Origin of the sequence: Halalkalibacter sp. APA_J-10(15), assembly GCF_023017105.1 — a bacterium.
Lineage (GTDB): Bacteria > Bacillota > Bacilli > Bacillales > Bacillaceae_D > Halalkalibacter.
This window is the reverse complement of record NZ_JALKEV010000013.1, coordinates 21,385-47,577: the sequence shown is the minus strand read 5'-3', so window position 1 is coordinate 47,577 and position 26,193 is coordinate 21,385. Positions and strand designations below refer to the sequence as shown.

General features: G+C 39.0%; 33 protein-coding genes and 1 pseudogene. 23 read left to right on the top strand and 11 right to left on the bottom strand.

Annotation, left to right across the window (positions count from 1 at the left end):
* The first annotated feature begins 15 nt into the window (after window positions 1-15).
* The 3 genes from MW695_RS15455 (at window position 16) to yunB (ending at window position 2,128) form a co-directional block, all read left to right on the top strand.
* Complete coding sequence (locus MW695_RS15455; protein ID WP_247106231.1) at window positions 16-810, top strand: thymidylate synthase; 795 nt, start codon at window positions 16-18, stop codon at window positions 808-810.
* A complete protein-coding gene (locus tag MW695_RS15450; protein ID WP_247106230.1) occupies window positions 807-1,295 on the top strand; it encodes a dihydrofolate reductase in 489 nt (162 codons plus the stop codon). Before MW695_RS15455 ends, MW695_RS15450 begins: the two co-directional genes overlap by 4 nt.
* 92 nt (window positions 1,296-1,387) lie before the next feature.
* On the top strand, window positions 1,388-2,128 hold the full coding sequence (gene yunB / locus MW695_RS15445) for a sporulation protein YunB (protein ID WP_247106229.1): 741 nt from the start codon (window positions 1,388-1,390) through the stop codon (window positions 2,126-2,128).
* A gap of 101 nt (window positions 2,129-2,229) precedes the next feature.
* Here the strand turns inward: yunB and MW695_RS15440 are convergent, their stop codons facing one another.
* Window positions 2,230-3,228, bottom strand: a complete 999-nt coding sequence (locus MW695_RS15440) for a M23 family metallopeptidase (RefSeq protein WP_247106228.1) — start codon at window positions 3,226-3,228, stop codon at window positions 2,230-2,232.
* A gap of 166 nt (window positions 3,229-3,394) precedes the next feature.
* Here MW695_RS15440 and lipA point away from each other — a divergent pair, with 166 nt between their 5' ends.
* Window positions 3,395-4,300: a lipoyl synthase gene (gene lipA, locus MW695_RS15435; protein ID WP_247106227.1), complete on the top strand. Its 906-nt coding sequence runs from the start codon at window positions 3,395-3,397 to the stop codon at window positions 4,298-4,300.
* A 44-nt stretch (window positions 4,301-4,344) separates the two neighbouring features.
* On the opposite strand, the gene MW695_RS15430 is transcribed toward lipA, so the two are convergent.
* Entirely contained in the window at window positions 4,345-4,920 is a 576-nt protein-coding gene (locus MW695_RS15430; protein ID WP_247106226.1) for a YhcN/YlaJ family sporulation lipoprotein, read from the bottom strand.
* Window positions 4,921-5,210: 290 nt separating this feature from the next.
* Between MW695_RS15430 and MW695_RS15425 the strand changes: the two genes are divergently transcribed.
* On the top strand, window positions 5,211-5,528 hold the full coding sequence (locus tag MW695_RS15425) for a YutD family protein (RefSeq protein ID WP_247106225.1): 318 nt from the start codon (window positions 5,211-5,213) through the stop codon (window positions 5,526-5,528).
* 290 nt (window positions 5,529-5,818) lie between these two features.
* Here MW695_RS15425 and MW695_RS15420 read toward each other — a convergent pair whose 3' ends face one another.
* Window positions 5,819-6,076, bottom strand: a complete 258-nt coding sequence (locus tag MW695_RS15420; protein WP_247106224.1) for a cytosolic protein — start codon at window positions 6,074-6,076, stop codon at window positions 5,819-5,821.
* A 232-nt stretch (window positions 6,077-6,308) separates the two neighbouring features.
* Entirely contained in the window at window positions 6,309-6,575 is a 267-nt protein-coding gene (locus MW695_RS15415) for a DUF3055 domain-containing protein (protein WP_247106223.1), read from the bottom strand.
* A gap of 115 nt (window positions 6,576-6,690) precedes the next feature.
* On the opposite strand from MW695_RS15415, the gene MW695_RS15410 reads away from it, so the two are divergent.
* The 3 genes from MW695_RS15410 to MW695_RS15400 are packed head-to-tail and all read left to right on the top strand — an operon-like array spanning window position 6,691 to window position 8,628.
* On the top strand, window positions 6,691-7,143 hold the full coding sequence (locus tag MW695_RS15410) for a DUF86 domain-containing protein (protein WP_247106303.1): 453 nt from the start codon (window positions 6,691-6,693) through the stop codon (window positions 7,141-7,143).
* 58 nt (window positions 7,144-7,201) lie between these two features.
* Window positions 7,202-7,834: a helix-turn-helix transcriptional regulator gene (locus MW695_RS15405; protein WP_247106222.1), complete on the top strand. Its 633-nt coding sequence runs from the start codon at window positions 7,202-7,204 to the stop codon at window positions 7,832-7,834.
* 17 nt (window positions 7,835-7,851) lie between these two features.
* Window positions 7,852-8,628 carry a TIGR01457 family HAD-type hydrolase gene (locus MW695_RS15400; RefSeq protein ID WP_247106221.1) on the top strand — a complete coding sequence of 259 codons (777 nt, stop codon included), beginning with the start codon at window positions 7,852-7,854 and terminating at the stop codon, window positions 8,626-8,628.
* A gap of 66 nt (window positions 8,629-8,694) precedes the next feature.
* Here MW695_RS15400 and MW695_RS15395 read toward each other — a convergent pair whose 3' ends face one another.
* Window positions 8,695-9,192 carry a phosphatidylglycerophosphatase A family protein gene (locus MW695_RS15395; protein ID WP_247106220.1) on the bottom strand — a complete coding sequence of 166 codons (498 nt, stop codon included), beginning with the start codon at window positions 9,190-9,192 and terminating at the stop codon, window positions 8,695-8,697.
* A 76-nt stretch (window positions 9,193-9,268) separates the two neighbouring features.
* Here MW695_RS15395 and MW695_RS22730 point away from each other — a divergent pair, with 76 nt between their 5' ends.
* A complete protein-coding gene (locus tag MW695_RS22730; RefSeq protein WP_260505919.1) occupies window positions 9,269-9,397 on the top strand; it encodes a hypothetical protein in 129 nt (42 codons plus the stop codon).
* Window positions 9,398-9,589: 192 nt separating this feature from the next.
* Window positions 9,590-10,624, top strand: coding sequence for a spore coat putative kinase YutH (yutH, locus tag MW695_RS15390; protein WP_247106219.1), 1,035 nt, complete (start codon window positions 9,590-9,592; stop codon window positions 10,622-10,624).
* Here yutH and MW695_RS15385 read toward each other — a convergent pair.
* Window positions 10,602-10,910 (bottom strand): annotated as a pseudogene (locus tag MW695_RS15385) (transposase); the annotation flags it as partial. The gene yutH and the pseudogene MW695_RS15385 sit on opposite strands and share 23 nt — an antisense overlap.
* A gap of 185 nt (window positions 10,911-11,095) precedes the next feature.
* Here MW695_RS15385 and MW695_RS15380 point away from each other — a divergent pair.
* Genes MW695_RS15380 through MW695_RS15365 form a run of 4 tightly spaced genes read left to right on the top strand, consistent with a single transcriptional unit; the run spans window position 11,096 to window position 14,654 of the window.
* Complete coding sequence (locus tag MW695_RS15380) at window positions 11,096-12,391, top strand: homoserine dehydrogenase (RefSeq protein WP_247106218.1); 1,296 nt, start codon at window positions 11,096-11,098, stop codon at window positions 12,389-12,391.
* A gap of 3 nt (window positions 12,392-12,394) precedes the next feature.
* Window positions 12,395-13,459 (top strand): threonine synthase, encoded by a 1,065-nt coding sequence (gene thrC / locus MW695_RS15375; protein ID WP_247106217.1) that lies wholly within the window; start codon window positions 12,395-12,397, stop codon window positions 13,457-13,459.
* Window positions 13,456-14,376, top strand: a complete 921-nt coding sequence (gene thrB / locus MW695_RS15370) for a homoserine kinase (protein WP_247106216.1) — start codon at window positions 13,456-13,458, stop codon at window positions 14,374-14,376. Before thrC ends, thrB begins: the two co-directional genes overlap by 4 nt.
* Window positions 14,377-14,423: 47 nt before the next feature.
* On the top strand, window positions 14,424-14,654 hold the full coding sequence (locus tag MW695_RS15365; RefSeq protein ID WP_247106215.1) for a transcriptional regulator SplA domain-containing protein: 231 nt from the start codon (window positions 14,424-14,426) through the stop codon (window positions 14,652-14,654).
* A gap of 176 nt (window positions 14,655-14,830) precedes the next feature.
* Here MW695_RS15365 and MW695_RS15360 read toward each other — a convergent pair whose 3' ends face one another.
* The gene (locus MW695_RS15360; protein WP_247106214.1) at window positions 14,831-15,070 is read right to left on the bottom strand and encodes a NifU family protein; all 240 of its coding nucleotides are present in this window, start codon (window positions 15,068-15,070) and stop codon (window positions 14,831-14,833) included.
* Between the two features lie 122 nt (window positions 15,071-15,192).
* The gene (locus tag MW695_RS15355; RefSeq protein WP_247106213.1) at window positions 15,193-16,260 is read right to left on the bottom strand and encodes an NAD(P)/FAD-dependent oxidoreductase; all 1,068 of its coding nucleotides are present in this window, start codon (window positions 16,258-16,260) and stop codon (window positions 15,193-15,195) included.
* 402 nt (window positions 16,261-16,662) lie between these two features.
* Between MW695_RS15355 and MW695_RS15350 the strand changes: the two genes are divergently transcribed.
* Genes MW695_RS15350 through dapF form a run of 3 tightly spaced genes read left to right on the top strand, consistent with a single transcriptional unit; the run spans window position 16,663 to window position 18,025 of the window.
* Entirely contained in the window at window positions 16,663-16,899 is a 237-nt protein-coding gene (locus tag MW695_RS15350; RefSeq protein ID WP_247106212.1) for a YuzB family protein, read from the top strand.
* 29 nt (window positions 16,900-16,928) lie between these two features.
* Complete coding sequence (locus MW695_RS15345; protein WP_247106211.1) at window positions 16,929-17,171, top strand: hypothetical protein; 243 nt, start codon at window positions 16,929-16,931, stop codon at window positions 17,169-17,171.
* A 5-nt stretch (window positions 17,172-17,176) separates the two neighbouring features.
* Window positions 17,177-18,025, top strand: a complete 849-nt coding sequence (dapF, locus tag MW695_RS15340) for a diaminopimelate epimerase (protein ID WP_247106210.1) — start codon at window positions 17,177-17,179, stop codon at window positions 18,023-18,025.
* Between the two features lie 199 nt (window positions 18,026-18,224).
* Here dapF and mqnE read toward each other — a convergent pair whose 3' ends face one another.
* Window positions 18,225-19,319 carry an aminofutalosine synthase MqnE gene (mqnE, locus tag MW695_RS15335; protein WP_247106209.1) on the bottom strand — a complete coding sequence of 365 codons (1,095 nt, stop codon included), beginning with the start codon at window positions 19,317-19,319 and terminating at the stop codon, window positions 18,225-18,227.
* A 319-nt stretch (window positions 19,320-19,638) separates the two neighbouring features.
* Here mqnE and MW695_RS15330 point away from each other — a divergent pair, with 319 nt between their 5' ends.
* Both MW695_RS15330 and MW695_RS15325 read left to right on the top strand, forming a co-directional pair.
* Window positions 19,639-19,824 (top strand): aspartyl-phosphate phosphatase Spo0E family protein, encoded by a 186-nt coding sequence (locus MW695_RS15330; protein WP_247106208.1) that lies wholly within the window; start codon window positions 19,639-19,641, stop codon window positions 19,822-19,824.
* 86 nt (window positions 19,825-19,910) lie between these two features.
* The gene (locus MW695_RS15325; RefSeq protein WP_247106207.1) at window positions 19,911-20,264 is read left to right on the top strand and encodes a HesB/IscA family protein; all 354 of its coding nucleotides are present in this window, start codon (window positions 19,911-19,913) and stop codon (window positions 20,262-20,264) included.
* Between the two features lie 156 nt (window positions 20,265-20,420).
* On the opposite strand, the gene MW695_RS15320 is transcribed toward MW695_RS15325, so the two are convergent.
* Entirely contained in the window at window positions 20,421-21,413 is a 993-nt protein-coding gene (locus MW695_RS15320; protein WP_247106206.1) for an NAD(P)/FAD-dependent oxidoreductase, read from the bottom strand.
* Between the two features lie 335 nt (window positions 21,414-21,748).
* Here MW695_RS15320 and MW695_RS15315 point away from each other — a divergent pair, with 335 nt between their 5' ends.
* The 3 genes from MW695_RS15315 (at window position 21,749) to MW695_RS15305 (ending at window position 24,620) form a co-directional block, all read left to right on the top strand.
* Complete coding sequence (locus MW695_RS15315; RefSeq protein WP_247106205.1) at window positions 21,749-22,945, top strand: NAD(P)/FAD-dependent oxidoreductase; 1,197 nt, start codon at window positions 21,749-21,751, stop codon at window positions 22,943-22,945.
* A 331-nt stretch (window positions 22,946-23,276) separates the two neighbouring features.
* A complete protein-coding gene (locus tag MW695_RS15310; RefSeq protein WP_247106204.1) occupies window positions 23,277-23,636 on the top strand; it encodes a YuiB family protein in 360 nt (119 codons plus the stop codon).
* A gap of 282 nt (window positions 23,637-23,918) precedes the next feature.
* The gene (locus MW695_RS15305; protein ID WP_274169709.1) at window positions 23,919-24,620 is read left to right on the top strand and encodes a 3D domain-containing protein; all 702 of its coding nucleotides are present in this window, start codon (window positions 23,919-23,921) and stop codon (window positions 24,618-24,620) included.
* Window positions 24,621-24,699: 79 nt separating this feature from the next.
* Here the strand turns inward: MW695_RS15305 and MW695_RS15300 are convergent, their stop codons facing one another.
* The gene (locus MW695_RS15300; RefSeq protein WP_247106299.1) at window positions 24,700-25,176 is read right to left on the bottom strand and encodes a divergent PAP2 family protein; all 477 of its coding nucleotides are present in this window, start codon (window positions 25,174-25,176) and stop codon (window positions 24,700-24,702) included.
* A gap of 499 nt (window positions 25,177-25,675) precedes the next feature.
* Here MW695_RS15300 and MW695_RS15295 point away from each other — a divergent pair, with 499 nt between their 5' ends.
* Window positions 25,676-26,191, top strand: coding sequence for a TRAP transporter small permease (locus MW695_RS15295; protein WP_247106203.1), 516 nt, complete (start codon window positions 25,676-25,678; stop codon window positions 26,189-26,191).
* Window positions 26,192-26,193: the final 2 nt, after the last annotated feature.

Sequence of the window (26,193 nt, the reverse complement as noted above, 5' to 3'; positions counted from 1 at the left end):
TGAGGGGATCAATCGATGGAGCAATATTTAAATTTATGTAAGCATGTACTGGAAATAGGAAATGAAAAATCAGATCGAACTGGAACTGGAACGATCAGTACATTTGGATACCAAATGAGGTTTGACTTGGAAAAGGGTTTTCCGTTGTTAACGACTAAAAAGCTACACTTGCGTTCCATCATTCACGAATTATTATGGTTTTTAAAGGGCGATACGAATATTGAGTATTTACAGGAGAATGGTGTTCGAATTTGGAATGAATGGGCGGATGAAAAAGGAAACCTAGGTCCAGTCTATGGGAAGCAATGGCGATCATGGCAAGGGGCAAATGGTAAGACTGTAGATCAAATTAGTGAGGCCATTGACCAAATTAAAAATAACCCTGATTCAAGACGGATCATTGTTAATGCTTGGAATGTGGCTGAGATCGATGAAATGGCGTTAGCGCCTTGTCATTGTTTGTTTCAATTTTATGTTAATGATGGGAAGCTATCATGTCAGTTATATCAGCGAAGTGCAGATATTTTCTTAGGTGTACCTTTTAATATTGCCTCATATGCTCTTTTGACGATGATGATGGCTCAAGTTACTGGATTGAAACCTGGTGAATTTGTACATACATTTGGCGATGCACATATTTACTTAAATCATATAGATCAAGTTAAATTGCAATTAACACGTGATACGCGAACATTACCTAGAATGGAGATTAATCCAGACAGAGAATCCATTTTTGATTTTGAGTTTGATGACTTCAAATTAGTTGGATATGATCCACATCCGCATATTAAAGGAGCTGTTTCGGTATGATTTCCTTTATTTTTGCGATGGATCAAAATCGAGCAATAGGCTATCAAAATGATTTACCGTGGCATCTTCCTAATGATCTAGCCTTCTTTAAACGTGTGACGACAGGACATACAATTGTAATGGGGAGAAAAACATATGAATCCATTGGTCGTCCATTACCTAAACGTCGAAACATCATCATTACTCGTAATGATTCATTTGTAGCTGAAGGTTGTGAAGTGGTTCATACGAAAGAGGAGCTTCAACGGCTGACATCTCAAGAAAATGAAGTGTTTATTATTGGAGGAACAGAAATCTTTAACCTTTTCTGGGATGTTGTTGATCGACTATATGTCACCTTTATTGATGATGTATTTAAAGCAGATACATATTTCCCAAATATCAATCCGCAAGAGTGGCACTTGAAATCTACTGAAAAAGGTAAGGTTGATGAAAAAAATAAATATTCACATGAATTTCGATTATATGAGCGCATTCGCAATTAAGTATTCTTTTCGTTAATTGGCTTTGTACCTTATTTTTTTATCAAGCTAGGCCCCCTTTTTGCATATAGATTACGCAAAGGGGGTTTTTGAGCGTGAGAGCACCAAGAACAATACGACCAAGGACACGTAAAGGCCCACTGCCGTTTCGGTATGTCCTTCTTTTGTCTTTTGTTATTTTTATTATATTAACCGTTCAAGGCCTTTGGATTGTAGATCAGGGGATTCGACCAACGCTCATTCATATAGCGACTACGGAAACAAAGGTCATTGCAACTAAAGCCATTAGTGATGCTGTTAATTCACGAATTACAGAAGAATTAAATCAAGAGGACTTATTTATTCAGGAGTATGGAGAGGATGGAACGATTCGATCCATTCAATTTAATACGCAAATTTATAACCAAGTTGTACAAGAATCGCAGCAGCTTGTGCAAAACCACTTAAAAGCGATTGAGAGAGGTGAGGTTTTCTTACCTAGTTATAATGATGAAATAGATGGAGAGGGTGGAATTGTTTACCGTATTCCGTTAGGTCAAGCAACTAAAAATGTGTTATTGGCTCAATTAGGGCCGCAAATTCCTGTGCGGTTCTCAGCTATTGGAGATGTACAAACAGATTTGGATGCTCAAGTCATTAATACAGGAATTAATAATACGACCATTCAAGTGAATTTTCATATAGAAGTCGATGTGAAAATTGTTATTCCATTTGCGACAAACACAGAGGCTGTTAGTACGACGATTCCTATTGGTTTAGTGACAATTCCGGGAGAAGTTCCAGATGTATATTCAAGTGGTGGTGGACTTGTCATTCCATCTGATATTTCTAATTAGTAAGAGAGGGTTAAAGGTTTATTTTGGAGAGCACTGAAAAAGTTAAAAAACTAAACTTTTTCAGTGCTCTTCTATTTTTACCTTTTCCTCCTCGTGCCTTCTTACCGATTACGTCGAGATTCCCTCTCCCAGCTTTTCAATGATGGATAAGGGTCAAACGACCATTCGGTGTGACCGTTGTCTCGATACATACCATAGTGAAGGTGTGGAGGGAATTTTCCTTGGGTACCTGGTTTTCCGTAACCTGAGCTTCCGCAATAACCGATGACATCACCTGGAGCAACGACCTTGCCTTTTGCAATCCCTTTTTCAAAACCGCTTAAATGCGCATAGTAATGATACACATTATTTAAGTCGCGAATTCCAATTCTCCAACCACCGAACTTATTCCAACCTTTTATCTCGACGATACCGTAAGCGGTCGCTAAAATCGGTACGTTGTAATTGGCAAAAATGTCTGTTCCTTCGTGTATTCGCCTTCCTCCCCATCCTCTACGATCTCCCCATGTATTATTATAACTATAATTGTGATGATGGGGCATTGGAAAGGAATGATCATCAAGGTCTAAAGAATTGAATTGTTGGTACACTTTTGCATGACCAAAAGGAATATTAACGGATTGCACACGATTGTATCGCTCCCATAATGCGATTTTGAAATCAGTTTCAGTGACACCGTATCCTTCTAAATAATGCGCAAATGTATAGAGTACGTCCTCATCATCTTCTCGATCCGCTTTCCCATCTCCATTACCATCAAGCCCGACACCATCAAAGAACTGAATAGAAGTAGGATTCGTATCTTGACGATTGGGGTTCGTAGCTCCCGACCATTCTTCCTCTGAAAAATAAATGGCTATAAACCCATCTTCATTAGGACGATCTTTTTGTGACCTTCTCAAGCCTCGCTCAAATGTATCAACAGCTGCTAAGTAGTACCAAGGAACATTTGTAATGGCCTCGGTTTTAACATATAAAGCCATTCGATTTTCATACATGTCCTCAGTGGACAAATCGTTTGTCTCTTTGGCAAGACCAGCTAGAGGGGATGAAACGAGAATAAAGCACGTTATAATGAGAATATATTTTGCAATAGTCATACAATGCTCCTTTCTTGCCACTCTACTAGTCATTAGTGTGTTAAAATAATGAAAAATCATCATAGTGAATCATTGGTAATTAATTCGCATCGTTTGGTCATTTACGAAAAATCATGGTAAAGTATAAGATATGAGAAATATGCAAGCTTGGATGGAGTGAATAGAAATGGCAAAGAAGGAAGAGCATCTTCGAAAGCCGGAATGGCTTAAAATAAAATTAAATACGAATGAATCCTATACAGGCTTGAAGAAAATGATGCGCGAAAAGAAATTACATACCGTTTGTGAAGAAGCGCGTTGTCCAAATATTCATGAATGCTGGGCAGTTCGTAAAACGGCGACATTTATGATCTTAGGAGATATTTGTACTCGTGCTTGTCGTTTTTGCGCAGTGAAAACAGGTTTACCTACAGAGTTAGATTTACAGGAGCCTGAGCGAGTTGCAGAATCAGTTGAACAGATGGGATTAAAGCACGTCGTTATTACGGCGGTTGCACGTGATGATTTAAAAGACGGTGGAGCTGCTGTCTTTGCAGATACAGTACGTGCAATTCGAAAGCGTAATCCATTTTGTACGATTGAAGTATTGCCGTCAGATATGCTTGGAAACCTCGATAGCTTAAGGACTTTAATGGATGCACGGCCGAATATTATGAATCATAATATAGAAACAGTACGTAGGCTAACGCCAAGAGTTCGTGCTCGAGCAACGTATGAGCGAACGTTAGAATTCTTAAAACGTGCAAAGGAAATCCATGAAGATATCCCAACAAAATCAAGCTTAATGATTGGACTTGGTGAAACGAAGGAAGAAATAATCGACACGATGGATGACCTTCGTGCAGTGGATGTTGATATTATGACGATTGGTCAGTATTTACAGCCTACTAAGAAACATTTAAAAGTACAGAAGTACTATCATCCAGATGAATTTGCAGAGTTGAAAGAAATAGCACTTAGCAAAGGGTTCAGTCATTGTGAAGCGGGCCCTCTTGTCAGGTCGTCTTATCATGCTGATGAACAAGTGAATGAAGCACAAGTACGTAAAGAGGCTATGAAGGTTCAAAACTAAAGAGAAAAGAAGGGTTGTCCTGTAGTTGGACAACCCTTCTTTCGTTAGTCAGCCTCTTCGTCGTAGTTGCCTTGAGGAGATTGCTTAAATAATTCAATGGTTTGTTCAATGGAGTCTTGAACGTTTGAATTAGCGCTTAACCCTTGGAATCGTTCAATCTCATCAAAGTGATGTTCATTATCTGAAATGTATACATCATAATAATGAGGAACGATAGAGATAGCTGAACGTTTAACTTGATCTGCGGTAAGTTCTCGGTCCTCTGATGTCGAAGTATAGGCGACGAGAGCGTATTGATCAGTGACAAGAGTTGCAGCTTCTTCAACATCGTTATTAGTTAAAACTAGTCGTGTAATGCTATCTGAAAGCTTTTCACGATTAACATAAATAATCTCTTGCTGCTGACCATTTGGCTCAACATCATGTTTGTTGTAACGAACATAGCTGTAATCGTTAAAGTCGCCAACACTCATGCGGTTATAAGGTTGTGTTCCATGGTTTTGTTGAGTTATTTCACGATCCATTTGAACACGTTGCATCGTTTGCGGATCATCGGCTAAGTGACAGCCTGAGAAGATAAGTAGACACGCTATCAATAGTATGGTTTGCTTCGTTTTCAAAACGATCCCTCCTTTAGTTTCAGAGTGCCCGATAAATGATTTTTTAAACGAAAAGGATGGATGTCTTTCTTAGTGGTAAATGGTGGGAAAAATTCATTCGATTGATGCGAAAGCTCCGTACGTTAAATGTTGATCAGAAAGAAGCACACTTGTATCATTATAATAACTGCGCAAGATGTCTCTAAGAAAGAAAGTTATGCATGGTTCTTAGCTAAGAAAAGAGCTGGCTGTTGACTTCGCTTTCATATGGTATAATTCAAATCAGAGTGAAGGATTGAGGTGAAAAAAGTATGGTTCGATTGCAGGGGCTACAATTTGAAGTCATTGAAGATGTAAAAAATGGTTGGGATGAAGAGGCCTTTAAGGAACGATACAGTGATGTTTTAAATAAGTATGATTACATAGTTGGTGACTGGGGTTACAGTCAATTAAGGTTACGAGGATTCTTTGAGGACAAGCATAAGAAATCGACATTTGATACAAAGATTAGCACACTTCCTGATTACTTGTATGAATATTGTAATTTCGGATGCGCTTATTTCGTAATTAAACGAGTGAAAGATAAAAGTAAGCCAAAGAAAAATAATGGCGCTGCAATTTCCTCGTAGTTTCGTCTTGCAAAAGGTTGCAACCAAATTTATAACGGAGATAGGTTAAAATAAATTCGTTTCAATTATGAAGGTAGTGATCGTTGAGCGATTTTTCTTGTAGGCTTATAAGTGCTATTTAAAAAGATAACTATGAAATAAGGTTAAGCAAGAAAAGAGAATGTTGGCTTACTCGTGGGTGGCTCCATATGTGAAACGGTAGGATGAAAAACGAGCACGTTCATCCTACCTCCAAACTATTGTTACGTCTCATCACGGCATAATTAAGAAAAGTACGCTGCGCGCTTTTCTTAGCCATCATGTGTTGGATGGGCTCCAGGGTCTTTTCGCGGGTTGTTCTCGTGTAATGATTTATTTTCGTAATTAAAGGCGCTATAAGGACGTTGACCTTTCTTAAAGGGTGTTGTTTTATTGGAAACGGGCTTTTCCTTATTGAAAGGTGATCCATATGGGCCTTCAGGTGTCTGTTCTGGTACGAGAAAATTTCTCATTGCTTCAACATTAGCGAAATCTGAGTAATCTTCCTGTCCTTTGTTGTCTTTCTCCATCGCGAAAGCACCTCCTTATGGTTAGCGTACCCAAAGGAGGTGCTTTTCAAAAGATCATGGTGAGTGAAATAAAGGAAAACGGATTCGCACAATTAGATAGGATAAGTATTCCTATTGTAAAACTAAGTATGGAAAACTCTTTAAACGTTTAATCCAAGTGGTGTAAGTGGGATTCATGGGAGGACGTCGCTTACTCACGACGTAATGAAGAAAAGACGCTACCGCGTTTTTCTTATATGACTTCATATAGAAATGATTTAAGTTCCTTTGCTTCTTCATTATTAAGGTTGAAGATAGTTTCTATATAATTTGGTTCGTCTAAATCGTCTTGACCAAGGATCGCAAAACGGTTTGATTGAATATCAAGGACAAGCTTCTTCCCATAGTAACGACTTGATAGAATAATGGCTAAATCAAAGCGGCTTGCTTCACCCATAAAGCTAACAAAACGAGTCCTCGTTTCTTCGGTATCATCATAAAGAAAAAAACGTTCAGACATCTTATGACCTCCAGTTTGTCATAGTTTCTTATTTACAATAGCTGAAAAGGTGCACGTTTGCAATGAAATGCAAGAGAAGATTGACGGAAAAATAAAACGTAAGGAGATCGAATGTATGTATTTTGTTGATCGAAATCTAATTGAGGTAGCATTAACGTATATGGAGTCATCGATTGAACATTTAGAAAAATTAACGGATATAGAGGAGTCATTTACGGAACAGCTTGCACTTGAAAGAATTGCAATGATTGTGATTGAGTCGATTATTGATGTCGGAAATAGTATGATTGATGGATTTATTATGCGCGATCCAGGAAGCTACGAAGACATTGTTGATATTTTGGAGGATGAGAAGGTTATTGATCACATACAAGCTAACCATTTGAAAAAAATTGTCAGCAAACGAAAAGCTCTTGTACAGCAGTTTCAAAAAATCGATCATCAGAGTTTGCAGGAGCTTTTAAATGGGCATAAAGATGCACTGTTAAGCTTTCCTACTCAAGTAAGACGTTACCTTATTCAAGAGCTAGGCCCTGTATCTGCATTTATTCCCAAGCAAGATCAATAGTCTAAGCTTCCCTTTTTGTGTTACAATTGCTAACAATAAAAAAAGGATGGTGAACGCTGTGAAAAAGGAAACGTCGACTCGTCAATTAATCCTGTCCATACTAAAACGGAACGAGGAGCAAACGATAGCCGACCTTGCTAACAAACTAGGTATTACTGAAATGGCTGTTCGCCGTCATATAAAAGACTTAGAAAAAGAAGAGATCATTGAGTCTTGTTTGAAACGTCAAACAATGGGACGACCAACATATATCTATTCCTTAACTGAAAAAGGAAAAGAGTCATTTCCGCGAAATTATAGTGACTTGTCAATTGGAATATTAAAAGACATTGAACAGCTTAGTGGCAAGGAATTAGTTGATCAAGTATTTGAAAAAAGGCGAGATCGTCTTTTTACGAATTATGCAATAGAGATGGATGGAAGCTTTAAGGAGCGCATTGAAGCGCTGGCTCGTATTCAAAGTGAGAATGGTTACATGGTTGAATATAAGGAAGTAGAGGATGGCTCATTTGAATTCACTGAATATAATTGTCCTATTGCTCAAGTAGCAAAGGAATATCCGGTTGCATGTAAATGCGAGCATGAATTATTTAAGAAGCTTTTACAGACAGATGAGGTTGAACGTACGTCGTGTATTGCGAAGGAAGGTTCTACTTCATGTGTTTATAAAATTAAAGAACAGCGAAAATGAGTGGAGTGGTTAATGGAATGACAAAAGCATACAAAGGCTATTTAATTGACTTAGATGGAACGATGTATCGAGGTAGTGAAAAAATCCCGGAAGCGATTGAATTTGTGAAGGAACTAAAACAGCAAGAGATTCCTTATTTGTTTGTCACGAATAATTCGACAAAGCCTCCTGCAGATGTTGCGAAGCACTTGCGCGAAATGGATGTGCCGGCTGAGGAAGAGCATGTATTTACAACAAGTATGGCAACAGCAACATATATTAGTCAAATCAAAAACAATGCAAAGGTTTGTATGGTTGGAGAAGAAGGGCTTAAATTAGCATTGCTTGAAGAAGGTCATGAACTAGTAGAAGAGGGAGCAGAAATCGTTGTCATGGGGCTTGATCGACAGATTACGTATGAAAAGCTGGCGAAAGCAGCATTGAATATACGTGCTGGAGCAACGTTTATTGCAACCAATGGGGATGTAGCGTTACCGACAGAGAGAGGACTTGTACCAGGAGCCGGGTCACTAATATCGGTGTTGTCAGTTAGTACAGGTGTTACACCAACGTTTATTGGGAAACCAGAAGCAGTCATTGTCGAGCAAGCGTTAGATGTAATGGGTTTAACGCATAAAGAGACGATCATGGTTGGTGATAATTATCATACAGATATTTTAGCCGGTATTCGTACACAAATGGATACATTGCTTGTTTATACAGGTGTTTCAACAAAAGAACATGTTGCAACGTATGACGAGCGGCCTACATTTGAGATCCATTCATTATCTGAGTGGGGTATCGTGAAATCATAATCTCATGAAAAGAACCGCGTGTCCTGTTTAGGATGTGCGGTTCTTTTGTTTAAGTATCGCGCTTTTCTATTCGGTATTGGCTGCACTGTGTGCAAGCCTACTTGATGCTGCTGCTGCTATCGCTCCAACAATATCATCTAAAAATGTATGACACTTCCCTGAGTTTTTATCATTTAGGTGTTCTAAAATACCCGGCTTTTGTTTATCAATATAACCATAGTTTGTAAAGCCTATAGAACCATACACATTTACGATTGATAGAGCGATGATTTCATCAACGCCATATAACCCCTCGTCTCTTCCGATAATATCTTGAAGTGGCTCTTCAAGCTTCTTTTGTTCGGCCAAAATATCAAGCTGAATACCGGTAAGAACGGCATTTTGTACTTCGCGTTTACGTAGAACTCGATCTACATTCTCTTTGCAGTCTGCCATTTTCAAGTCAGGGTGGTATTTTGCTTGTAAGTAATACACGAGTTCAGCGATATCATCTAATGTTACCCCTCGTTCATTAAGTAATTCCCGTGCCTTCTTTTCTACAACGTCCATTTGTCTGTTAGTCATTTGTACACCTCGTTCTCCTTGAAAGTTAAAAAGTAAAAAATCCTAGAAGAGGTTGTTCAAAAAGGAAGATTTCCTTTTGGATGACCTCGAAGCAATGAGAGTAGTCGCTACAAGACGCGTAGCGAACGGAGCCATTGCCACTTTGGTGCTTTTCGAACAGGCTCTAGAAGTTAAAATCATGGGAGGTAAAAGCTTATTCGGTTAGAGCTTTGGTTTCGTTCGTTATACGTTTGGGTGAATAACCCCTAGTGTTTCTACACACCAGTTAAGGAAGGATATAGCAGCCTTCATTGTTCATTGTGACAGAAGAATTATGTTTAGTCTACTGTGCACATACACAATTTATTCACACTAGGCATAGACTGAAAAAGGAATGCCTAGATTAGGAGGGGTGTCGATGTTTGAACGTATGATTTACGATGCTTATGGAATTTATTGCGAAGGACGATTCTCATTAAAAGGCTATGATGGATTTTATACGGGGAATCAATCGTACTTACTTTTTCCGAAAGAAGATTGTTTAATTAGTGAAGAAGAAATGCTCGGATATGCGAATTATGTTCGTTCGCTGGGAGATTATTCTGTTCTTGAGCCATTAATGACAAAGTACAATAAGCGAATTGCATTAGTAGAAGGACAAGAGGTTTATGTTAGTCCGCTGCCCAATGAACGTTCGTCTTCAGTCGTACGAATTCAATCAGAAAAGGAAAGAGGTGCACACTTAGCTCAATTGCATCATTATGGAAAGAGGCTCTCATATTCGAAAAACAATGAATTTTTTGGTCAATGGCCTAAGCTTTGGGAGGCTAGACTAGAGCAATTAGAAGGCTGGTACCAACAAATCCTTTACACAGGTCCTCAATCAGAGGTCGATCAGGCATTTTTGTTTACGTATCCTTATTTCATGGGTTTGACTGAAAATGCGATTCAGTATGCTGTTGATGCCACGTTTGATGATCCGAGTCGTGATCATGAAACACCCACTATTGCACACCGTCATTTCTCAGAACGAACATGGTTAACGATATCAAAAGATGGGACGATTGTGAAACGGCCAACGGAGTGGCTATATGATCATCCTTGTCGCGATCTAGCCGAATGGCTACGTGATCAACGACTTCGAAATGAAACGTTCCCATGGGAAAAAGCAAATGAATTTTTATCTGGATATGAGCATGTAGATTTATTATCAAGCTATTCAAGACGATTGTTGTATGCCCGCCTATTATTTCCACTTCACTATTTTGAGGCAGTTGAACGGTTTTATTCGGCTCAGGTGAAAGAAGAACGAATGCAAAGAGGTCAACATCTAATGCAAATCTTAATGAATGAGGGAAGTAATGAACAATTCTTAAAGGATTTTGCAGCATACTACTTACAAACAAGAACAGAGGCAGCGTTAACTATTCCTACTCTTGAATGGTTAGGTTAAAGGATATGAGAAACAAATGATGTGATTTTAGACCACTAAATACTTTAGTGGTCCCATACCGTAGATAAAACGCCTTTGAGAATCACTTCTCAAAGGCGTTTCTACGTTATTTCGTCTGTTCTTTGTTGGCGACACTGGAGGATGTGTGTTTCTCGAGTGTCAGTTGGCTAATTTTTTTAGGTTCATGGCAGCAAAAACAGGCATTCCTGCATTGAATTTTTTCTAATCCTTTCAGGTTGGTCCAACGCAAACCATGCTTTTGTTTCAGATCTACAAAGACACGTTCGCTATTCATTTACTTGTCATATGGAATCATTTAATATAAAGAAAGCGCATTCTCGTATTTTTTCTAATTTTATCGAATTTGTCTATTGTAGTTCCTTAAAAAGAGGTCTATAATGTCCTTTATAGATAAACATTTGTTCATTTTAGAAATACAATATATAGAGTGGCGAGAAGGAGTGTAACAGAATGGCAGCAGAAGTGCGTGTTGGTTTAATTGGATTAGGTACAGTAGGTTCAGGTGTGGTTTCGATTATTCAAAGGCACCAGGATGAGTTACGTCATCAAGTCGGTTGTCCTGTAACAGTGAAAAAAGTAGCTGTACGTAATCTAAATAAACAAAGGCCTGTCCATATTGACTCAGATATGATGACTGATCAAATTGAAGATGTTTTATTCGATCAAGAAATTGATGTTATTATAGAGGTAATGGGTGGAGTCGATACGACAAGAGAGCATGTGCTTAAGGCGCTGCAAAATGGAAAGCATGTCGTCACCGCTAACAAGGATTTAATGGCCGTACACGGTGCAGAGCTATTACGTGTAGCTTCTGAGAACCATTGTGACCTTTACTATGAAGCGAGTGTAGCGGGTGGTATTCCAATTATTCGTGGTTTGAGTGATGGACTATCGGCTGATCGCATTAAGAAAATTATGGGTATTGTAAATGGAACGACTAATTACATTCTGACGAAAATGTCTCAGGATGGAAGCTCGTATGATGATGTACTAAAAAAGGCTCAGGAGCTTGGATTTGCTGAAAGTGACCCAACAGCAGACGTTGAAGGTCTTGATGCAGCAAGAAAAATGGCCATTTTAGCTACGCTTGGGTTTTCAATGGATGTAAGTCTTGATGATGTTAGTGTAAAAGGAATTTCATCTGTTACAGAAGAAGACCTAGATTACTGTGATCAACTTGGGTATACTATGAAGTTAATAGGCTTAGCGCAGCGTGATGATGGTCGTGTAGAAGTAAGTGTAGAACCGACACTATTGCCGAAGCAGCATCCATTATCCTCCGTGCATAATGAGTACAATGCGGTTTATGTATATGGTGAAGCGGTTGGTGAAACGATGTTTTATGGACCTGGAGCAGGATCATTACCAACAGCGACTGCCGTTGTATCTGATTTAGTCTCTGTAATGAAGAACATGCGCTTAGGTGTTTGTGGTAATTCAATCCAAGAACCGTTGCATAAGCGAACGTTGAAGGAAGACAAGGAAATTGACTCAAAGTATTTCTTACGCTTACGTGTGGTTGATAAAGCGGGGACGTTCCAAGCTGTTACAAGCTTGTTCGCTAGTTATGATGTCAGCTTTGAGAAGCTGCTACAATTGCCAATTGAAGGTGAAGAAGTAGCTGAAGTGATTGTGATCACCCACCATACAAACAAAGAAAATAATTTAAAGCTTTACAAAAAACTATCTGAGCTTGATGTCATTGAATCGATTGAAAGCTGCTATCGTGTTGAGGGAGGAAAATAAATCATGAGTCGTTGGAAGGGATTACTTCAAGAATACAAAGATTTTTTACCAGTAAATGAAGAAACACCATTATTAACATTACAAGAGGGAAATACACCACTTGTACCACTTATCCACTTGTCGAAGGAGTGGGGGGTTGATGTGCATGTGAAATATGAAGGGGCAAACCCAACAGGATCATTTAAAGACCGTGGAATGGTTATGGCGGTTGCTAAGGCAAAGGAAGAAGGTAGCGAAGCGATTATTTGTGCGTCAACAGGAAATACATCAGCTGCAGCTGCTGCATACGGTGCAAGAGCTGGGTTAAGATGTATCGTTGTTATTCCTGAAGGGAAAATTGCATTAGGAAAGCTTGCTCAAGCTGTTATGTACGGAGCGGAAGTCCTTGAAATTCAAGGTAACTTTGATAATGCTCTTGATATTGTTCGTGAAATTAGTAAGACAGAACCTATTACTCTTGTAAATTCAGTCAATCCCTATCGGATTGAAGGGCAAAAGACGGCAGCATTTGAAGTGTGTGATGCGTTAGGAAAAGCGCCGGATGTATTAGCGATTCCTGTTGGAAACGCTGGAAACATCACTGCTTATTGGAAAGGGTTTAAGGAATACCATGAGCAAAAAGGAACAGGCTTACCAGAAATGCGTGGGTTCGAGGCAGAAGGTGCTGCTGCTATCGTACGTAATGAGGTGATCGCAGAGCCAGAAACGGTGGCAACGGCGATTCGTATTGGGAATCCAGCAAGCTGGAATCAGGCTGTCACAGCATCAGAGGAATCTAACGGAAAAATTGATTATGTAACAGATGAAGAAATTCTTGAAGCGTATCAACTGTTAGCGAAGAGTGAGGGTGTATTTGCAGAGCCTGCTTCTTGTGCCTCAATTGCTGGTTTGATCAAACAAATTAAGTCAGGTGAAATTAAAAAAGGTTCAAGTGTTGTATGTGTCCTAACAGGAAATGGATTAAAAGATCCAAATACGGCGATTGATGCGGTTGCGGTTAAGCCAACCTTATTACCAAATGATCGTGAAGCATTCCTTTCCCATCTTAAGGGTGGTGTATCATCATGAGCCAAGAGCCTTTTATGATAAAGGTTCCGGGAAGCTCAGCGAACTTAGGTCCAGGTTTTGATTCGGTAGGACTTGCGGTTAATCGTTATTTAACACTTGAAGTTCAACGAGCGAATTCATGGTTGTTTACATCGTCCTCATCTGGACTTGAAGACGTTCCGAGTGGAGAGGATAACTTAATTTGCGAAGTGGCCTTACATGTTGCAAAGGAATTAGGTGGAGTGTTACCGCCTTGTGAAGTCAATATGATTAGTGATATTCCATTAGCTCGTGGCCTGGGAAGTAGTGCAGCAGCGATTGTAGCCGGAGTTGAGCTAGCTAATCAGTTACTAGGAGAACCGTTAACCTTAGAGGAGAAGGTGCGTTACGCATCTTTGTGGGAGGGACATCCTGATAATGTAGCTGCTTCTGTTTATGGGGGACTTGTCATTGGCACACATACAGAGGAAGCAACGGATGTCATTTATGGGGGGATTCCTGAAGTGGATCTTGTCTTACTCGTGCCTTCAGAGGAATTGAAGACGAAGAAGGCAAGAGGAGTTCTGCCAACTGACCTTACTTATAAAAGCGCTGTGCGAGCGAGCAGTGTAGCGAACGTACTTGTTGCTGCATTACTACAAGGGAATTGGCAACTTGCAGGAAAGATGATGACAGAAGATTTATTTCATCACCCTTATCGACTCGCACTCGTACCTCATATGGAGGAAGTCATACGAGTCGTTCAAGAAGAAACGATTGCCTATGGAGTCGCACTTAGTGGAGCTGGTCCTACAATGCTAAGTTTAGCGCCAATGAATCGTGGAGAAGAGTTAAAAAAACAGCTCCAACGAACATTCCCATCATTAGAAGTACAAGTGATGCAACCAGCAGTTGCTGGTATTGAAGTGCAATGGGAATCCTTACACGCAAGTGAATAATGAATGATTAAAGCGGGCATCCCTATAGAAAAAGGAGGATGCCCGCTTTGTTATCTTTAAATGAACTAGTAGAAGGTCAACAAGTGTATGTTATTTATCAGAACCCACATACCCCTACCGTTTCAACGATACAAGAAGCAACGATTGCAAGAGATCCAGAAAACCCAGAAATGCTTTCATTGTTATTATATGACTTCTATCATCCAATCGAAGAAGATGATGCGATTTTTGCGACGTATGAATCGGCAGAATTACTCTATAATCAATTCATTATGTAAATAAGAAGCAAGGAGAAACGTTAGCCCGATATAAACTAAACTCTTTCCATAAGAAAGAGAAAATTCGATCGCTGCCGGGATTTCATGAAAAAAAGGAGCCAATGCGTGAACATTGGGCTCCTTTTACTCATTAATTGAAGGTAGCATCGCACCATAAAAGACGAAATTGTCTATGATTAGAATACTTGCTCGATTTCTTTTACTCCTGGTACTTCCTCAAGAAGAGCGCGTTCAATACCTGCCTTCAACGTAATGGTTGAACTTGGGCAAGAGCCGCAAGCACCAAGAAGACGTACTTTGACAATGCCATCTTCTACGTCAACAAGCTCAACATCTCCACCATCTCGTAATAAGAATGGACGAAGCTTATCTAATACTTCTTTCACTTGTTCTATCATTTCAGTACTTGTTGCCATATGGAACAACTCCTTTCTATACTCTTTATTATAAAGGTCTAACGAAAAAAAATCCATGAATCTGCTTTTTTTTTTGAACAGAAGCTCTTATTAAATTTTTATTATTAGGAGGTAAGAAATTCCTATGAGCCAGAATGATATTTATACATCCATAGAACTCCACTCTTTAAGACACGTGGTACTCGCCCTAGTAATGTGCGCTCTCCCATCAGTCCGAAGCCATGTTTTTTTCCTAAAGAACCTAAAACCCCTTTGAGCTTAATTTTGGGTAACTGTTCAGGTAGTGGTTCATTATTCCATTGTTTCTTTAAAATCGTGACAATTTGCTCTCCCTGTCCTTCAGCGAGCTGCGCGCTCGGAGCATGAGGTAAGCTAGCGCAATCCCCTACAACAAAAACGTCTTCATCTGTCGGAAGAAAATGCTGTGGAGTGAGTACAATTCTATCATGTGCGTCTTTTTCGACATCTAGATTACGAACGACTTCTACAGGCTGAACGCCTGCTGTCCAAATAATTGCATCACTTTTTATTTGCCCATCATGGTTGTATAAACCATCTTCCTCAACTTTTGTAATATTTGATTTATTTATAACTTCAACACCGTGCTCAATAAACCAATCTTGTACATATGTGCTTAATTTCCGTGGAAACATGGAAAGGATAATTTCACCACGATCAAATAATTTAATCGTTAAATCCGGTCTGCTTTCACGTAACTCACTTGCTAATTCTACTCCACTTAAACCTGCGCCGACAATTGAAATGATCCCATTTGGTTGAACGTTATTGATCGCTTCATATGTCTTACGAGTTGCATCCATAGACTGAATACTATGAGTAAATTCCTTTGCACCAGGAACGTTGTGATATTTATCTTCACAGCCAAGGCCGATGACCAGCTTGTCATACGTCAGTACACTTTCGTCTTTGAATTGAATCTGCTTGTTTTGAAGCTGAATAGAAGTGACTGTTCCATAACGAACGGAAACACGTTGGTCATCAGGAAAGGCAACACGTAAGTTGTGGTCAGCCGCTGTACCAGCAGCAAGTGCATAGTATTCAGTCTTAAGACAGTGATAGGGGAGTCGATCAACTAATATAATTTCAATCTTGTCTGGTAAGTCTTGAAGTAAGCGCTGGATAATTCGCATTCCACCATATCCACCACCGAGGATAATTATTTTCTGCATAAGAGTCTCCTTTGACATGAAAGTGAAAGTAAGAGAATTGCAAACGATTAACTATAAATGAGTATCTTTACTTAATGATATTGTCAGTTTGATTATATCAAGTTGAGATAAAATAACAACAAATTGATGAACTTTTTGATTATTATGTGTATTGTGATAAAAGATCATTTAAATTGAAGAGAACTGAAAGAGTACGAATCAATTTTCCAGTGCCTGTGATAGACTAGCAATGGCTGCACTAGTTGCTCGCTTCATATCAAGCTTTTCAAAATAGGCAATGGTTTCGCTCATTGCTAAAAGGGCACCAAAAAAGTTGAAATATAAACATTTTCAGTGTTCTCCATAATTGACTTCTCTCATGAGCGAGAGTAGCATAAATGTTAGATCAAATGAGGTGAAAGTATGCGACCAATAATTGAATTTTGTTTAAGTAATTTAGCAAGTGGCTCTCAGGAAGCGATGGAAATGCTAGAGAAGGATCCTAACTTGGATATCATTGAATACGGCTGTTTGAATCATTGTGGTCAATGTGCACTTGCTCCTTTTGCACTTGTAAATGGTGAATATATTACAGGAGAAACCAATGAAGAGCTTGTCGATCACATATATGATTATTTAGAAGAGAATCCGATGTTCTAATTAAGTGGGAAGGTGAGGAGAGACGATAAATGGAGTTGATTCCTTTTACTCATACATGGCCTTATGAGATGATGATGGGCGATATTTATTTCCAATCATGTCCATTTTGTCATGAAGAACAAGTGAGAACCAATATGAAGAAAGCAGAGCTTCAACGAGCGAGCGAAGGAATTAAAACAAAGCTGATCATGCCTTGCTGTCATGGAGTTATGACTATATTAGAGGCTGATGAAGATTATTTTTGGACAGACAAGCCATTGCGAAAGGGGTAACAGACATGCAATTTACAAAGATGCATGGACTTGGAAACAGTTATGTTTATGTTGATGTGTTTAAGCAGTCATTAAATGAAGAGGAACTACCAAAGCTTGCGATTGAAGTGGCTGATAAAAATAAGGGAATTGGCTCTGATGGACTTATTTTAGTAGCACCATCAGAGCAAGCACCGGTTAAAATGAGGGTTTTTAATAACGATGGCTCAGAAGCAAAAAATTGTGGAAATGGGTTAAGGTGTGTGGCGAAGTTTGCTTATGAAAACGATTATGTGACAGAGGAGACCTTTACAATTGAGACGCTAGCAGGACTTGTGGAAGCTGAAGTACATGTGGAAGCGGGGCGTGTCACAAATGTCACAATTAACATGGGCAAACCAATTTTGCATCGGGAACGTATTCCGATGCTTGGAGGACCTAGTGAACAAGTAGTAGATGAACCATTTTCAGTAGGTGTAGAAACTGTAGCTGTAACGGCTGTTTCAATGGGGAACCCTCATGCAGTTATGTATGTCGATGATATTGATCGAGCTCCTGTTTCGACAATTGGACCATTAATGGAGAAGGATGAACGCTTTCCTGATTGGGTAAATGTTGAATTTGTTGAAGTTGTCTCCGCCCATGAGCTTCACTTTCGAGTTTGGGAAAGAGGATCTGGGATTACACAAGCATGTGGGACTGGAGCGTGTGCAGCTGTTGTCGCTTCTGTACTAAATGGACACTGTCAAAAAGGGGAAGAGGTTGTTGTCCACTTATTAGGGGGCGATTTACGGATTACATGGACTGAGGATGGGGACGTACTTATGACAGGTGGAGCAGAAGTGATTTGTGAAGGGGTATTTAAACGTAAATAATCATAGATGAAAGCCCAAGGGGAGTATACCACTTGGGCTTCTTTAGTAACAGGAATTATAAGTGCTGCGTAATTTTAAGGAGGTGGTGGATTCAGAGAAGGGCGTCGGCTCAGCTCGTTACCCGCTTTTCTGAAAAAGGCCCAACCCTATATACCGGCTCAGCATGCCGCAAGTAAGAATCCGCTGTACGGTTTCCTTACTAATACTCTTTAATGACGTTGTAGAATGTATCTCGTTCAACAGGTGTTTTGCCGGCGCTTTTTATAAGATATATGAGTTCCTCACGTGTAATTCCTTGAGAGGTTAGAGCGCCAACAGAGTGAGAGATACGCTCTTCAATTAATGTTCCATGAATATCACTTGAACCGAATGTTAATGCCATTTGTGTTAGTTGAACACCGATGTTAATCCAATATGCTTTAATATGGTCGAAATTATCAAGCATCAGACGACTTATTGCTAGTGTGCGCATGTCATCAAACGCACTAGTGCGGCGTTTTAAACCAGCTTTTACACTGCGTGGCTGCATTGCTAGTGGTATAAAGACCATAAAGCCGTTCGTGCGATCTTGAAGTTGACGCAGACGATCCATATGAATAAGACGCTCTTCCATCGATTCAATTGAACCATAGAGCATAGTAGCATGTGTCTGTAAGCCAAGTCCATGAGCAATTTCGTGAGCTTCCAGCCATTGATCGGTTGATGCCTTCTCCGGACTCATCTTAGCGCGGTAGCGTTCCGTTAAGATTTCTGCACCACCACCAGGGAGTGTGTCAAGTCCAGCTTTCATCAATTCTTCTAAAACTTCCTTCATTGATAATCCTGAAATTCTAGCGAAAAATTCAATTTCAGCACCTGTATATGCCTTTACTGTTACGTGTGGATAATGCTTTTTCAATGTGCGAATGGTGTCTAAATAGTAATCAAAGGGAAGCTCATGGTTATGGCCACCAACGATGTGGAATTCACGAATGTTATCGTTCCAGCGTTGCTCAACATATTCTAATAATGCCGTTTCATCCATCGTATAGGCGCCTTCTTGTCCTGGCTTTCGTTTGAAGCCACAAAAGCCACAGTTCGCTTCGCATACATTTGTTGGGTTAATGTACATATTTTCAATAAAATAAACACTTTGGCCATTTTTCTGTATGTTCACCTGGTTAGCTAGTTGTGCGATACCTAGAAGGTCAGGTGATTCAAATAGGTACAAACCATCTTCCATACTTAAACGAACCTGGTTATGGACTTTCTCAGCAATTGCTTCTAATTTTGTGTCGGTTAACATGATGCTCATATATCGGTTCCCCCATCTCTAGAAATTCATTTTTAGCCTTAAATGTTGTTTCCATATTAAATTAATTTAGAAACTTATGCAGAAAAAGAGGGCTACACCCTCTCAATGTCGAAATAATTAATATATCTTTGACGTTTAGAAAGCTCTTATTTCTATTATACTATTAGTTTGAAGTGAATGAAAGGAAGACATCTATTCCGCATTGTAACATAATCGTTCGTAAAAATATGGAATTGTATTGGTATTTATTGCGTTCCAACTGTTAGTTTTGTAAACTAAAGGTAGCTGATGAAACAGTATTTGGGGAGAGGTGATAGGGATGTGTAATGTAACCCATGAAGCCTATTTTAAGAAAATAGAGGACCTACGTTATAAGATGATTGATGCTGCTAAAGTATATGGAATGAATCACCCTATTGTCCTACAATACAGTCAGAAGTTAGATCATACGCATAATGAATTAATGATGATCAACAATACAACTTCTCAGTTAAACAATCATTGATGCTGTTCCATAAAATGAAGTCGTCTTCCTTGAGAGGCAAGGAGTAAATGACGTATAATAGAAATAGTGTTAGGAGGAGGGATGTTATGATTAAAATAACGGAATCCGCCGTGAGTCAAATCTTAAGTATGAAAGAAGCAGAAGGTGATGACACCCTTATGCTCCGTTTTGGAGTGAAAGGTGGAGGGTGTAGTGGTCTTTCATATGGTATGGGTTTTGACAATCAAAAGACGGAAGATGATGAACAATTTAACATTGATGGATTAGATGTGTTAATTGATAAGGACAGTATTCCTATAGTGAAAGACGTAGTCGTCGATTATAAGCAAAATATGATGGGCGGCGGATTCACAATTGATAATCCGAATGCAATTGCTAATTGTGGTTGTGGTTCATCATTCAGAACAGCAACTAATGCTGGTAAACCAGAGGAATGTTAATACGTAAAAAAACGTGGCTATCCATAGAGGTAGTCACGTTTTTTATATAAGAGTTTAATCAATTTGGGGTTAAGTGGATTCTAGGATAGCTTCTCTCTTTACGTCACACACTTTCAGAAAGAGCTCAAACCACTGTAGCGAGTCCTCATCACACTTTTAAAAAAGACTTGTGCTATGTCCAGGAAAAACTTTTGCAGTTGGATCGATGTATGTTTTGGCGTTGTTAATCGCGGTTGGAGCCTCTCCAAAGCCAGTTGCAATTAACTTAACCTTACCTTCATATGTACAAACATCACCTGCAGCATAAATACCAGGAAGGTTTGTTTCCATTTTTGTATTTACCTTGATAGCATTTCGCTCAATGTCTAGTCCCCATTTTTTGATTGGGCCAAGAGAAGAAACAAAGCCAAAATTAACAATGACAGAATCGACATCTAATGTGTGTGTTTGGCTCCCTTTGATTTCAGCGAGTTTGACTTGATGAATCGCCTCTCCATCACCAATTAACTCTTGGATTTGAAACGGTGTTAAGACCTTCACGTTTGATTTCTTTAACAGGTCTAGGCTGTGCTCATGAGCACGAAATTTGTCACGACGGTGGATAAGAGTAACTTCCTTAGCGATCGGCTCAAGCATTAATGACCAGTCGACTGCGGAATCCCCCCCACCACATACAATTACATTCTGTCCTGCGAAGGCACTCAAATCTCGAATGAAATAGTGTAAATTCTTTCCTTCGTAATCACTGGCTCCTTCTACTTCTAACCGTCTAGGCTGAAAAGCACCAGCACCTGCTGTAATGATAACAGCTTTGGTAAAGTGAGTATCTTTGTCTGTTTGGATAATATAAGATTCATCTTCTTGTTTAATCAATTCTTGGACAGCCTGCTCCAATACAATCGTTGGCTTAAATTGACTTGCTTGTTCAGCAAGGCGATCAACTAGCTCTTGGGCACGAACCTTTGGAAAACCAGCAACATCGTAAATATACTTTTCAGGATAGAGGGCAGATAGTTGTCCTCCTAACTGTGGCATACTTTCAATTATTTTGACTTTTGCTTGTCTCATTCCTCCATAAAAAGCAGCGAAAAGCCCAGTAGGGCCCCCTCCGATAATCGTAATATCATACATATTTGTTGAATCTGACATGTTAGGTCACCTCCGAGTAATCATATGAATTATTATATGCACAAATAGAAACAAAAAGAAAGAAAGTAAGGAGAAGCTTTTATGAATATTCCTCATTGAGTCCGCTTACATTAAGAGTAGGATAAATATAAGAAGATATGTCATGATATTTATTTAAATGTTTAAAAAAGTAGTTGAAATATGTCAAGAAAACACATATTATAGTACTGTGTTGAGTAAATTCTTTGCGAGATTATCTGACAAACTATTTCTTTGTTTTTATTCGTGAAATTATTCACAAAAAAGTTCGTTGCAATTCTCTATGAAAATCTATACAGAAAGCGGAAGTGATTTTGTTGAAGAAGCCCAATATTGTCCTTTTAGGTGCCGGATATGGTGGTATGATAACGGCAGCTCGTTTATCAAAGAAGGTAGGCCATGATGCTAATATTACACTAGTTAATAAGCACGATTACCATTATCAAACGACATGGTTACACGAACCAGCAGCAGGTACATTATCAGCTGATCGTACTCGTATGCCGATTGATAGCGTTCTTGATTTAAATAAGATTAACTTTGTAAAAGATGAAGTTCTAGAAATTAAACGTGAAGAGAAGAAAGTTGTTTTAAAGCAAGGTGAATTAGAATATGATTACCTTGTTGTTGGATTAGGTTCTGAAGCAGAGACATTTGGTGTTCCGGGTGTTCATGAGTATGCTTATTGCAAATGGACAGTAAACGGTGTTCGTGAAGTAAAGGAACATATTGAATATCAATTTGCTAAGTATAACAATTTATCTGAAACGAAGGACGAGCTGCTAACATTTATCGTTGCAGGAGCTGGATTCACAGGTATTGAATTTATTGGTGAACTTTCTGAGCGTGTTCCAGAGCTTTGCAAAACATACGATATTCCTCAAGAAAAAGTGAAAATGTATGTGATTGAGGCAGCACCAACAGCACTTCCTGGTTTTGATCCAGAGCTTGTCGAATATGCAATGAACCTACTGGAGAGTCGAGGAGTTGAATTCAAGATCAACTGTCCAATTAAGGAAGTGACAGAGTCTGGCGTCATTCTTGCTAGTGGTGATGAAATTAAAGCTGAGACAGTCGTTTGGGCTACTGGAGTTCGAGGCAGCTCAATTATTGAAAAATCTGGCTTTGAAGCAATGCGTGGTCGTATAAAAGTCGAGCCAGATTTACGCGCACCGGGTCATGAAGATGTATTTGTCATTGGTGATTGTGCGCTAATCATTAATGAAGAGATTAATCGTCCGTATCCTCCAACTGCTCAAATTGCGATGCAAATGGCTGAAACCTGTGCAAACAATATAAAAGCATTAATGGATGGAGGCTCACTACAATCATTTACTCCAGAGATTAAAGGAACTGTTGCTTCATTAGGTGGGAAAGAAGCAATTGGAGTTGTAGGATCGAAAAAGTTATTTGGATCAACTGCTAATTTTATGAAAAAGATGATTGATAATCGTTATTTATTCTTATTAGGCGGACCGGGACTTGTCCTAAAACGCGGTAAGAACCCAATGTAATAGAATGTGATGAAAATGGCGTAAGAGGTACTCCCTTTTACGCCATTTTTCTAACAATATTCGTACGTGTGAACTTGGCTCTCTGTACGTTACAAAATAAAAATGTATAAAATTTGAGGCGGCAAGTGTGAGAAGAGGCGAAGAAGTTAACGAGAAAATCCAATAAGGGCGTTGGCATAGCACCTCAAGCGTGTTTCTGAAAGAACTTCACTTTCAGAAACACTAAAAACCCGTTGTAACGGCTCCACACAACGTTTATAAGAAAAGACGCTGGTACGTTTACTTAATGTAACAATTTGTTCATAACATATTTTATTGACTGTCATTTTAAATGCTGATTAAATTAGAAAAGGTACTATTGGGGGTGCAATGGGTGAGTATACCACAATTAATTATTTCAATTGTGCTATTCCTAGTTCTCTTTTTTGGGATAGGTTTTTTATTAAATATGATTTTACGCTCAACATGGATTATGGCGATTATTTATCCTCTTATCATTATATGGATTGTAAATGATGCTCGTTTAGTTGAGTATGTTACACAGCCTGCGATGGCGTTTTCGTCTATTGGGGAAAGCGTGTTTTCATTGCAGCCTGTCGATTTGATTATTTTGTTAAGCGGGTTTGCTGGAGCCATCATTTCAGGTGTAGTGATTAAAATGCTTCGTGTTCGTGGCTATCAGATGTTTTAGTAGAAAGGGTATGGTAGAGGAAACTTTGCTGTACTCTTTTTTGTGTTGAAGATTAGCCCGAAATGTAAGCGGAATTCTTTCTGAAAGAAAGAGTAAAGCAGATCACTCTTGAGATGGGAGGCACGCATCTGAGATCGGGCACTGAACTAACTGGCTATACGACAGTGGATTTAAGCTTGCCTAAAGAGTACTTATAAGGGAAAGCACATGTTAATTTTTGTTTTCTACGTATAAATCGTTTTACTTCTGGGGATGATGATTTCATGAGAGGAGTGAAATCGATTGGTACTTATCAAAACGTTAAGTCGAAATTTAGTTGTGTTTGTGCTATTTATGACAGCAGTATTGACGACGTTTGAAACCTTCTCCAATGTGAGTGCGGCTGAGCTGCAACGATGGATTTACGAACAAGTGAAAAATTCTCAAGATGAAGAATTACATACAGCAAGAGACAGTGGTGAAAAACGGTCGTCCTTATCATTAAGATCTTTACCTTTTTTATCAACGAGCGAGAAGGCAATGTCTCAAGAGGTTGTGGAGTCAGATCCTGTTTCTTTGGAAGACGCGATAGACTGGTCACAATACCCTTCAAATCGTGTTGTAGCAACTGGATATACAGCAGGGTATGAATCGACAGGGAAAAACCCCGATCATCCAGGCTATGGCATTACGTATTCTGGCGTACAAGTGAAGAGAGATCTTTATTCAACGATTGCAGCAGATACAAGTATTTATCCGATTGGAACCATTTTGTTCATCCCAGGTTATGGGTATGGAGTTGTAGCAGATACAGGCTCTGCTATAAGAGGAAATAAAATCGATCTTTACTATGAGACTGTTAGCGATGTGTATGATCAGTGGGGAAAGAAGGAAGTGGATGTTTATCTAGTAAAGAAAGGTGAAGGACAGCTGTCAGAAGAAGAGTTAATCGATATGAACGAAGAGGAAACGGTTCAAGTATTTCGTAATCAAATGGAATTTTAAAATAAAAAAGAGGGAGATACGGTATATTATTGCTGTATCTCCCTCTTTTTTTAATATAAGAAAAGTCAGTTCGTTTTTTTTAATGCACGATCGCGTGTAATACGAGTGTGAGGATAATTCCTAGTAATGCTCCGAAAAAAACCTCAATTGGCTGATGTCCTAATAGCTCCTTAAGCTCTTTTCTTTTTTCATTTTCTTCTTTTTTCTGCCACGTTTTTACTTCAGACAATAGTTTATTAAAATCGGTTACGAGCTGATTAATGACAGTGGCGTGGTAGCCAGCGTGTCGTCTAACTCCCGTTGCATCAAACATGACAATAATTCCAAAGACAGCAGCGATCGCAAAGACTGATGAATCAAGACCGAATTCGAGCGCTATCGCTGTTGATAACGATGTAACAGCAGCAGAATGCGAACTTGGCATTCCGCCAGTACTCGTTAATAATGACCATTCAATCTTTCGTGTTGCTATGAAATTTAATGGAACTTTCACAAATTGGGCAAACCCAATAGCAAACAGTGAAGCCCACAAAGGGAAGTTTTGGAATATTTCCATAAGTGCATATACGTCCTTTCGCATCTATACTGATAAATTCGGTTCTTAACTTTAATATATGGATATTTCTATTGTTTTACTAAAGAAAAAGATCTTAGAAGCATCAAGAATTCTTTAAGTTTTTATTATAGCACAGTCTTATTTGCCTGTCTTTTCTTGAAAGAAGTCGCATACATATAATAAAGTCGTGTATTTGGGTGTTGAGTCCAAATAGAGGGAAAGAGGGGTTTAAAGCTGGCTATATAGTTGTGTTTTTATGTCGTATCCAAATATTTCAATATGAATAAGGAGTATTTGGGATTATTTAGATGCTGAGAAGAGTATCTTTTTAGCTCAGTTGTATGACTTTGTCTCATACAGCAATATGCAATGTTATCCGATGTTAAGCCAATATTTCGCATTTGAGCGTAGTTTGTGAATTCTGTATCATAATATATATCGTTGCTTTAAACGTTTACACTTATATTAGTGACGTTTGAAGAGAGGGGGAGAAAGTCTTTTGGGAGTTCTTAAAAAGCTTGATCAATGGGTGATTAAGATAGAAGAATGGATCCTTAGCTATGCCATAATAACCATTGCCGTTATGGTTATTGGAAATATGTTAAGTCGAACGATAACAGGATCAAGCTGGGCTTTTTCAATGGAAGTTAGTAATTTTGCTGTTATAATTGCTACTTTTTTAGGGATTAGCTATGCAGCTAGAAAAGGAAGGCACATTAGCATGTCGGCTTTCTATGACTTAGCTCCTTTCCCAATTAGAAAGGCACTAGCCATTTTTATACCAGCTGTAACAGCGTTGACGTTATTGGTATTGGCTTGGTTTAGCTTTAGCTACTTTCAGGCGTTGTACGAGTCTGGTCGAGTAACTACTGCCATGCAATTACCTGCTTATATTTTTGCGCTTTTTGTACCGATAGGTTTCATATTTGGCAGTATTCAGTTTATTCGAAATATGTGGATTAATATTAAAGAAAAAGACGTGTATTTAGCACAGGAACGGAAAGATTATTCTTAATA

Excerpts from the sequence above, each read along its gene's own strand:
- MW695_RS15410 (WP_247106303.1), top strand. The coding sequence starts at position 6,691 with ATGTATTTTGTTGATCGAAATCTAATTGAGGTAGCATTAACGTATATG.
- MW695_RS15300 (WP_247106299.1), bottom strand. The coding sequence starts at position 25,176 with ATGGAAATATTCCAAAACTTCCCTTTGTGGGCTTCACTGTTTGCTATT.
- mqnE (WP_247106209.1), bottom strand. The coding sequence starts at position 19,319 with ATGAGCATCATGTTAACCGACACAAAATTAGAAGCAATTGCTGAGAAA.
- MW695_RS15400 (WP_247106221.1), top strand. The coding sequence starts at position 7,852 with ATGACAAAAGCATACAAAGGCTATTTAATTGACTTAGATGGAACGATG.
- MW695_RS15415 (WP_247106223.1), bottom strand. The coding sequence starts at position 6,575 with ATGTCTGAACGTTTTTTTCTTTATGATGATACCGAAGAAACGAGGACT.
- MW695_RS15355 (WP_247106213.1), bottom strand. The coding sequence starts at position 16,260 with ATGCAGAAAATAATTATCCTCGGTGGTGGATATGGTGGAATGCGAATT.
- MW695_RS15425 (WP_247106225.1), top strand. The coding sequence starts at position 5,211 with ATGGTTCGATTGCAGGGGCTACAATTTGAAGTCATTGAAGATGTAAAA.
- MW695_RS15350 (WP_247106212.1), top strand. The coding sequence starts at position 16,663 with ATGCGACCAATAATTGAATTTTGTTTAAGTAATTTAGCAAGTGGCTCT.
- MW695_RS15345 (WP_247106211.1), top strand. The coding sequence starts at position 16,929 with ATGGAGTTGATTCCTTTTACTCATACATGGCCTTATGAGATGATGATG.
- thrC (WP_247106217.1), top strand. The coding sequence starts at position 12,395 with ATGAGTCGTTGGAAGGGATTACTTCAAGAATACAAAGATTTTTTACCA.
- MW695_RS15310 (WP_247106204.1), top strand. The coding sequence starts at position 23,277 with ATGCTGATTAAATTAGAAAAGGTACTATTGGGGGTGCAATGGGTGAGT.
- MW695_RS15450 (WP_247106230.1), top strand. The coding sequence starts at position 807 with ATGATTTCCTTTATTTTTGCGATGGATCAAAATCGAGCAATAGGCTAT.
- MW695_RS15325 (WP_247106207.1), top strand. The coding sequence starts at position 19,911 with ATGATTAAAATAACGGAATCCGCCGTGAGTCAAATCTTAAGTATGAAA.
- MW695_RS15420 (WP_247106224.1), bottom strand. The coding sequence starts at position 6,076 with ATGGAGAAAGACAACAAAGGACAGGAAGATTACTCAGATTTCGCTAAT.
- MW695_RS15440 (WP_247106228.1), bottom strand. The coding sequence starts at position 3,228 with ATGACTATTGCAAAATATATTCTCATTATAACGTGCTTTATTCTCGTT.
- MW695_RS15395 (WP_247106220.1), bottom strand. The coding sequence starts at position 9,192 with ATGACTAACAGACAAATGGACGTTGTAGAAAAGAAGGCACGGGAATTA.
- lipA (WP_247106227.1), top strand. The coding sequence starts at position 3,395 with ATGGCAAAGAAGGAAGAGCATCTTCGAAAGCCGGAATGGCTTAAAATA.
- MW695_RS15320 (WP_247106206.1), bottom strand. The coding sequence starts at position 21,413 with ATGTCAGATTCAACAAATATGTATGATATTACGATTATCGGAGGGGGC.
- MW695_RS15330 (WP_247106208.1), top strand. The coding sequence starts at position 19,639 with ATGTGTAATGTAACCCATGAAGCCTATTTTAAGAAAATAGAGGACCTA.
- MW695_RS15360 (WP_247106214.1), bottom strand. The coding sequence starts at position 15,070 with ATGGCAACAAGTACTGAAATGATAGAACAAGTGAAAGAAGTATTAGAT.
- MW695_RS15380 (WP_247106218.1), top strand. The coding sequence starts at position 11,096 with ATGGCAGCAGAAGTGCGTGTTGGTTTAATTGGATTAGGTACAGTAGGT.
- yutH (WP_247106219.1), top strand. The coding sequence starts at position 9,590 with ATGTTTGAACGTATGATTTACGATGCTTATGGAATTTATTGCGAAGGA.
- MW695_RS15455 (WP_247106231.1), top strand. The coding sequence starts at position 16 with ATGGAGCAATATTTAAATTTATGTAAGCATGTACTGGAAATAGGAAAT.
- dapF (WP_247106210.1), top strand. The coding sequence starts at position 17,177 with ATGCAATTTACAAAGATGCATGGACTTGGAAACAGTTATGTTTATGTT.
- thrB (WP_247106216.1), top strand. The coding sequence starts at position 13,456 with ATGAGCCAAGAGCCTTTTATGATAAAGGTTCCGGGAAGCTCAGCGAAC.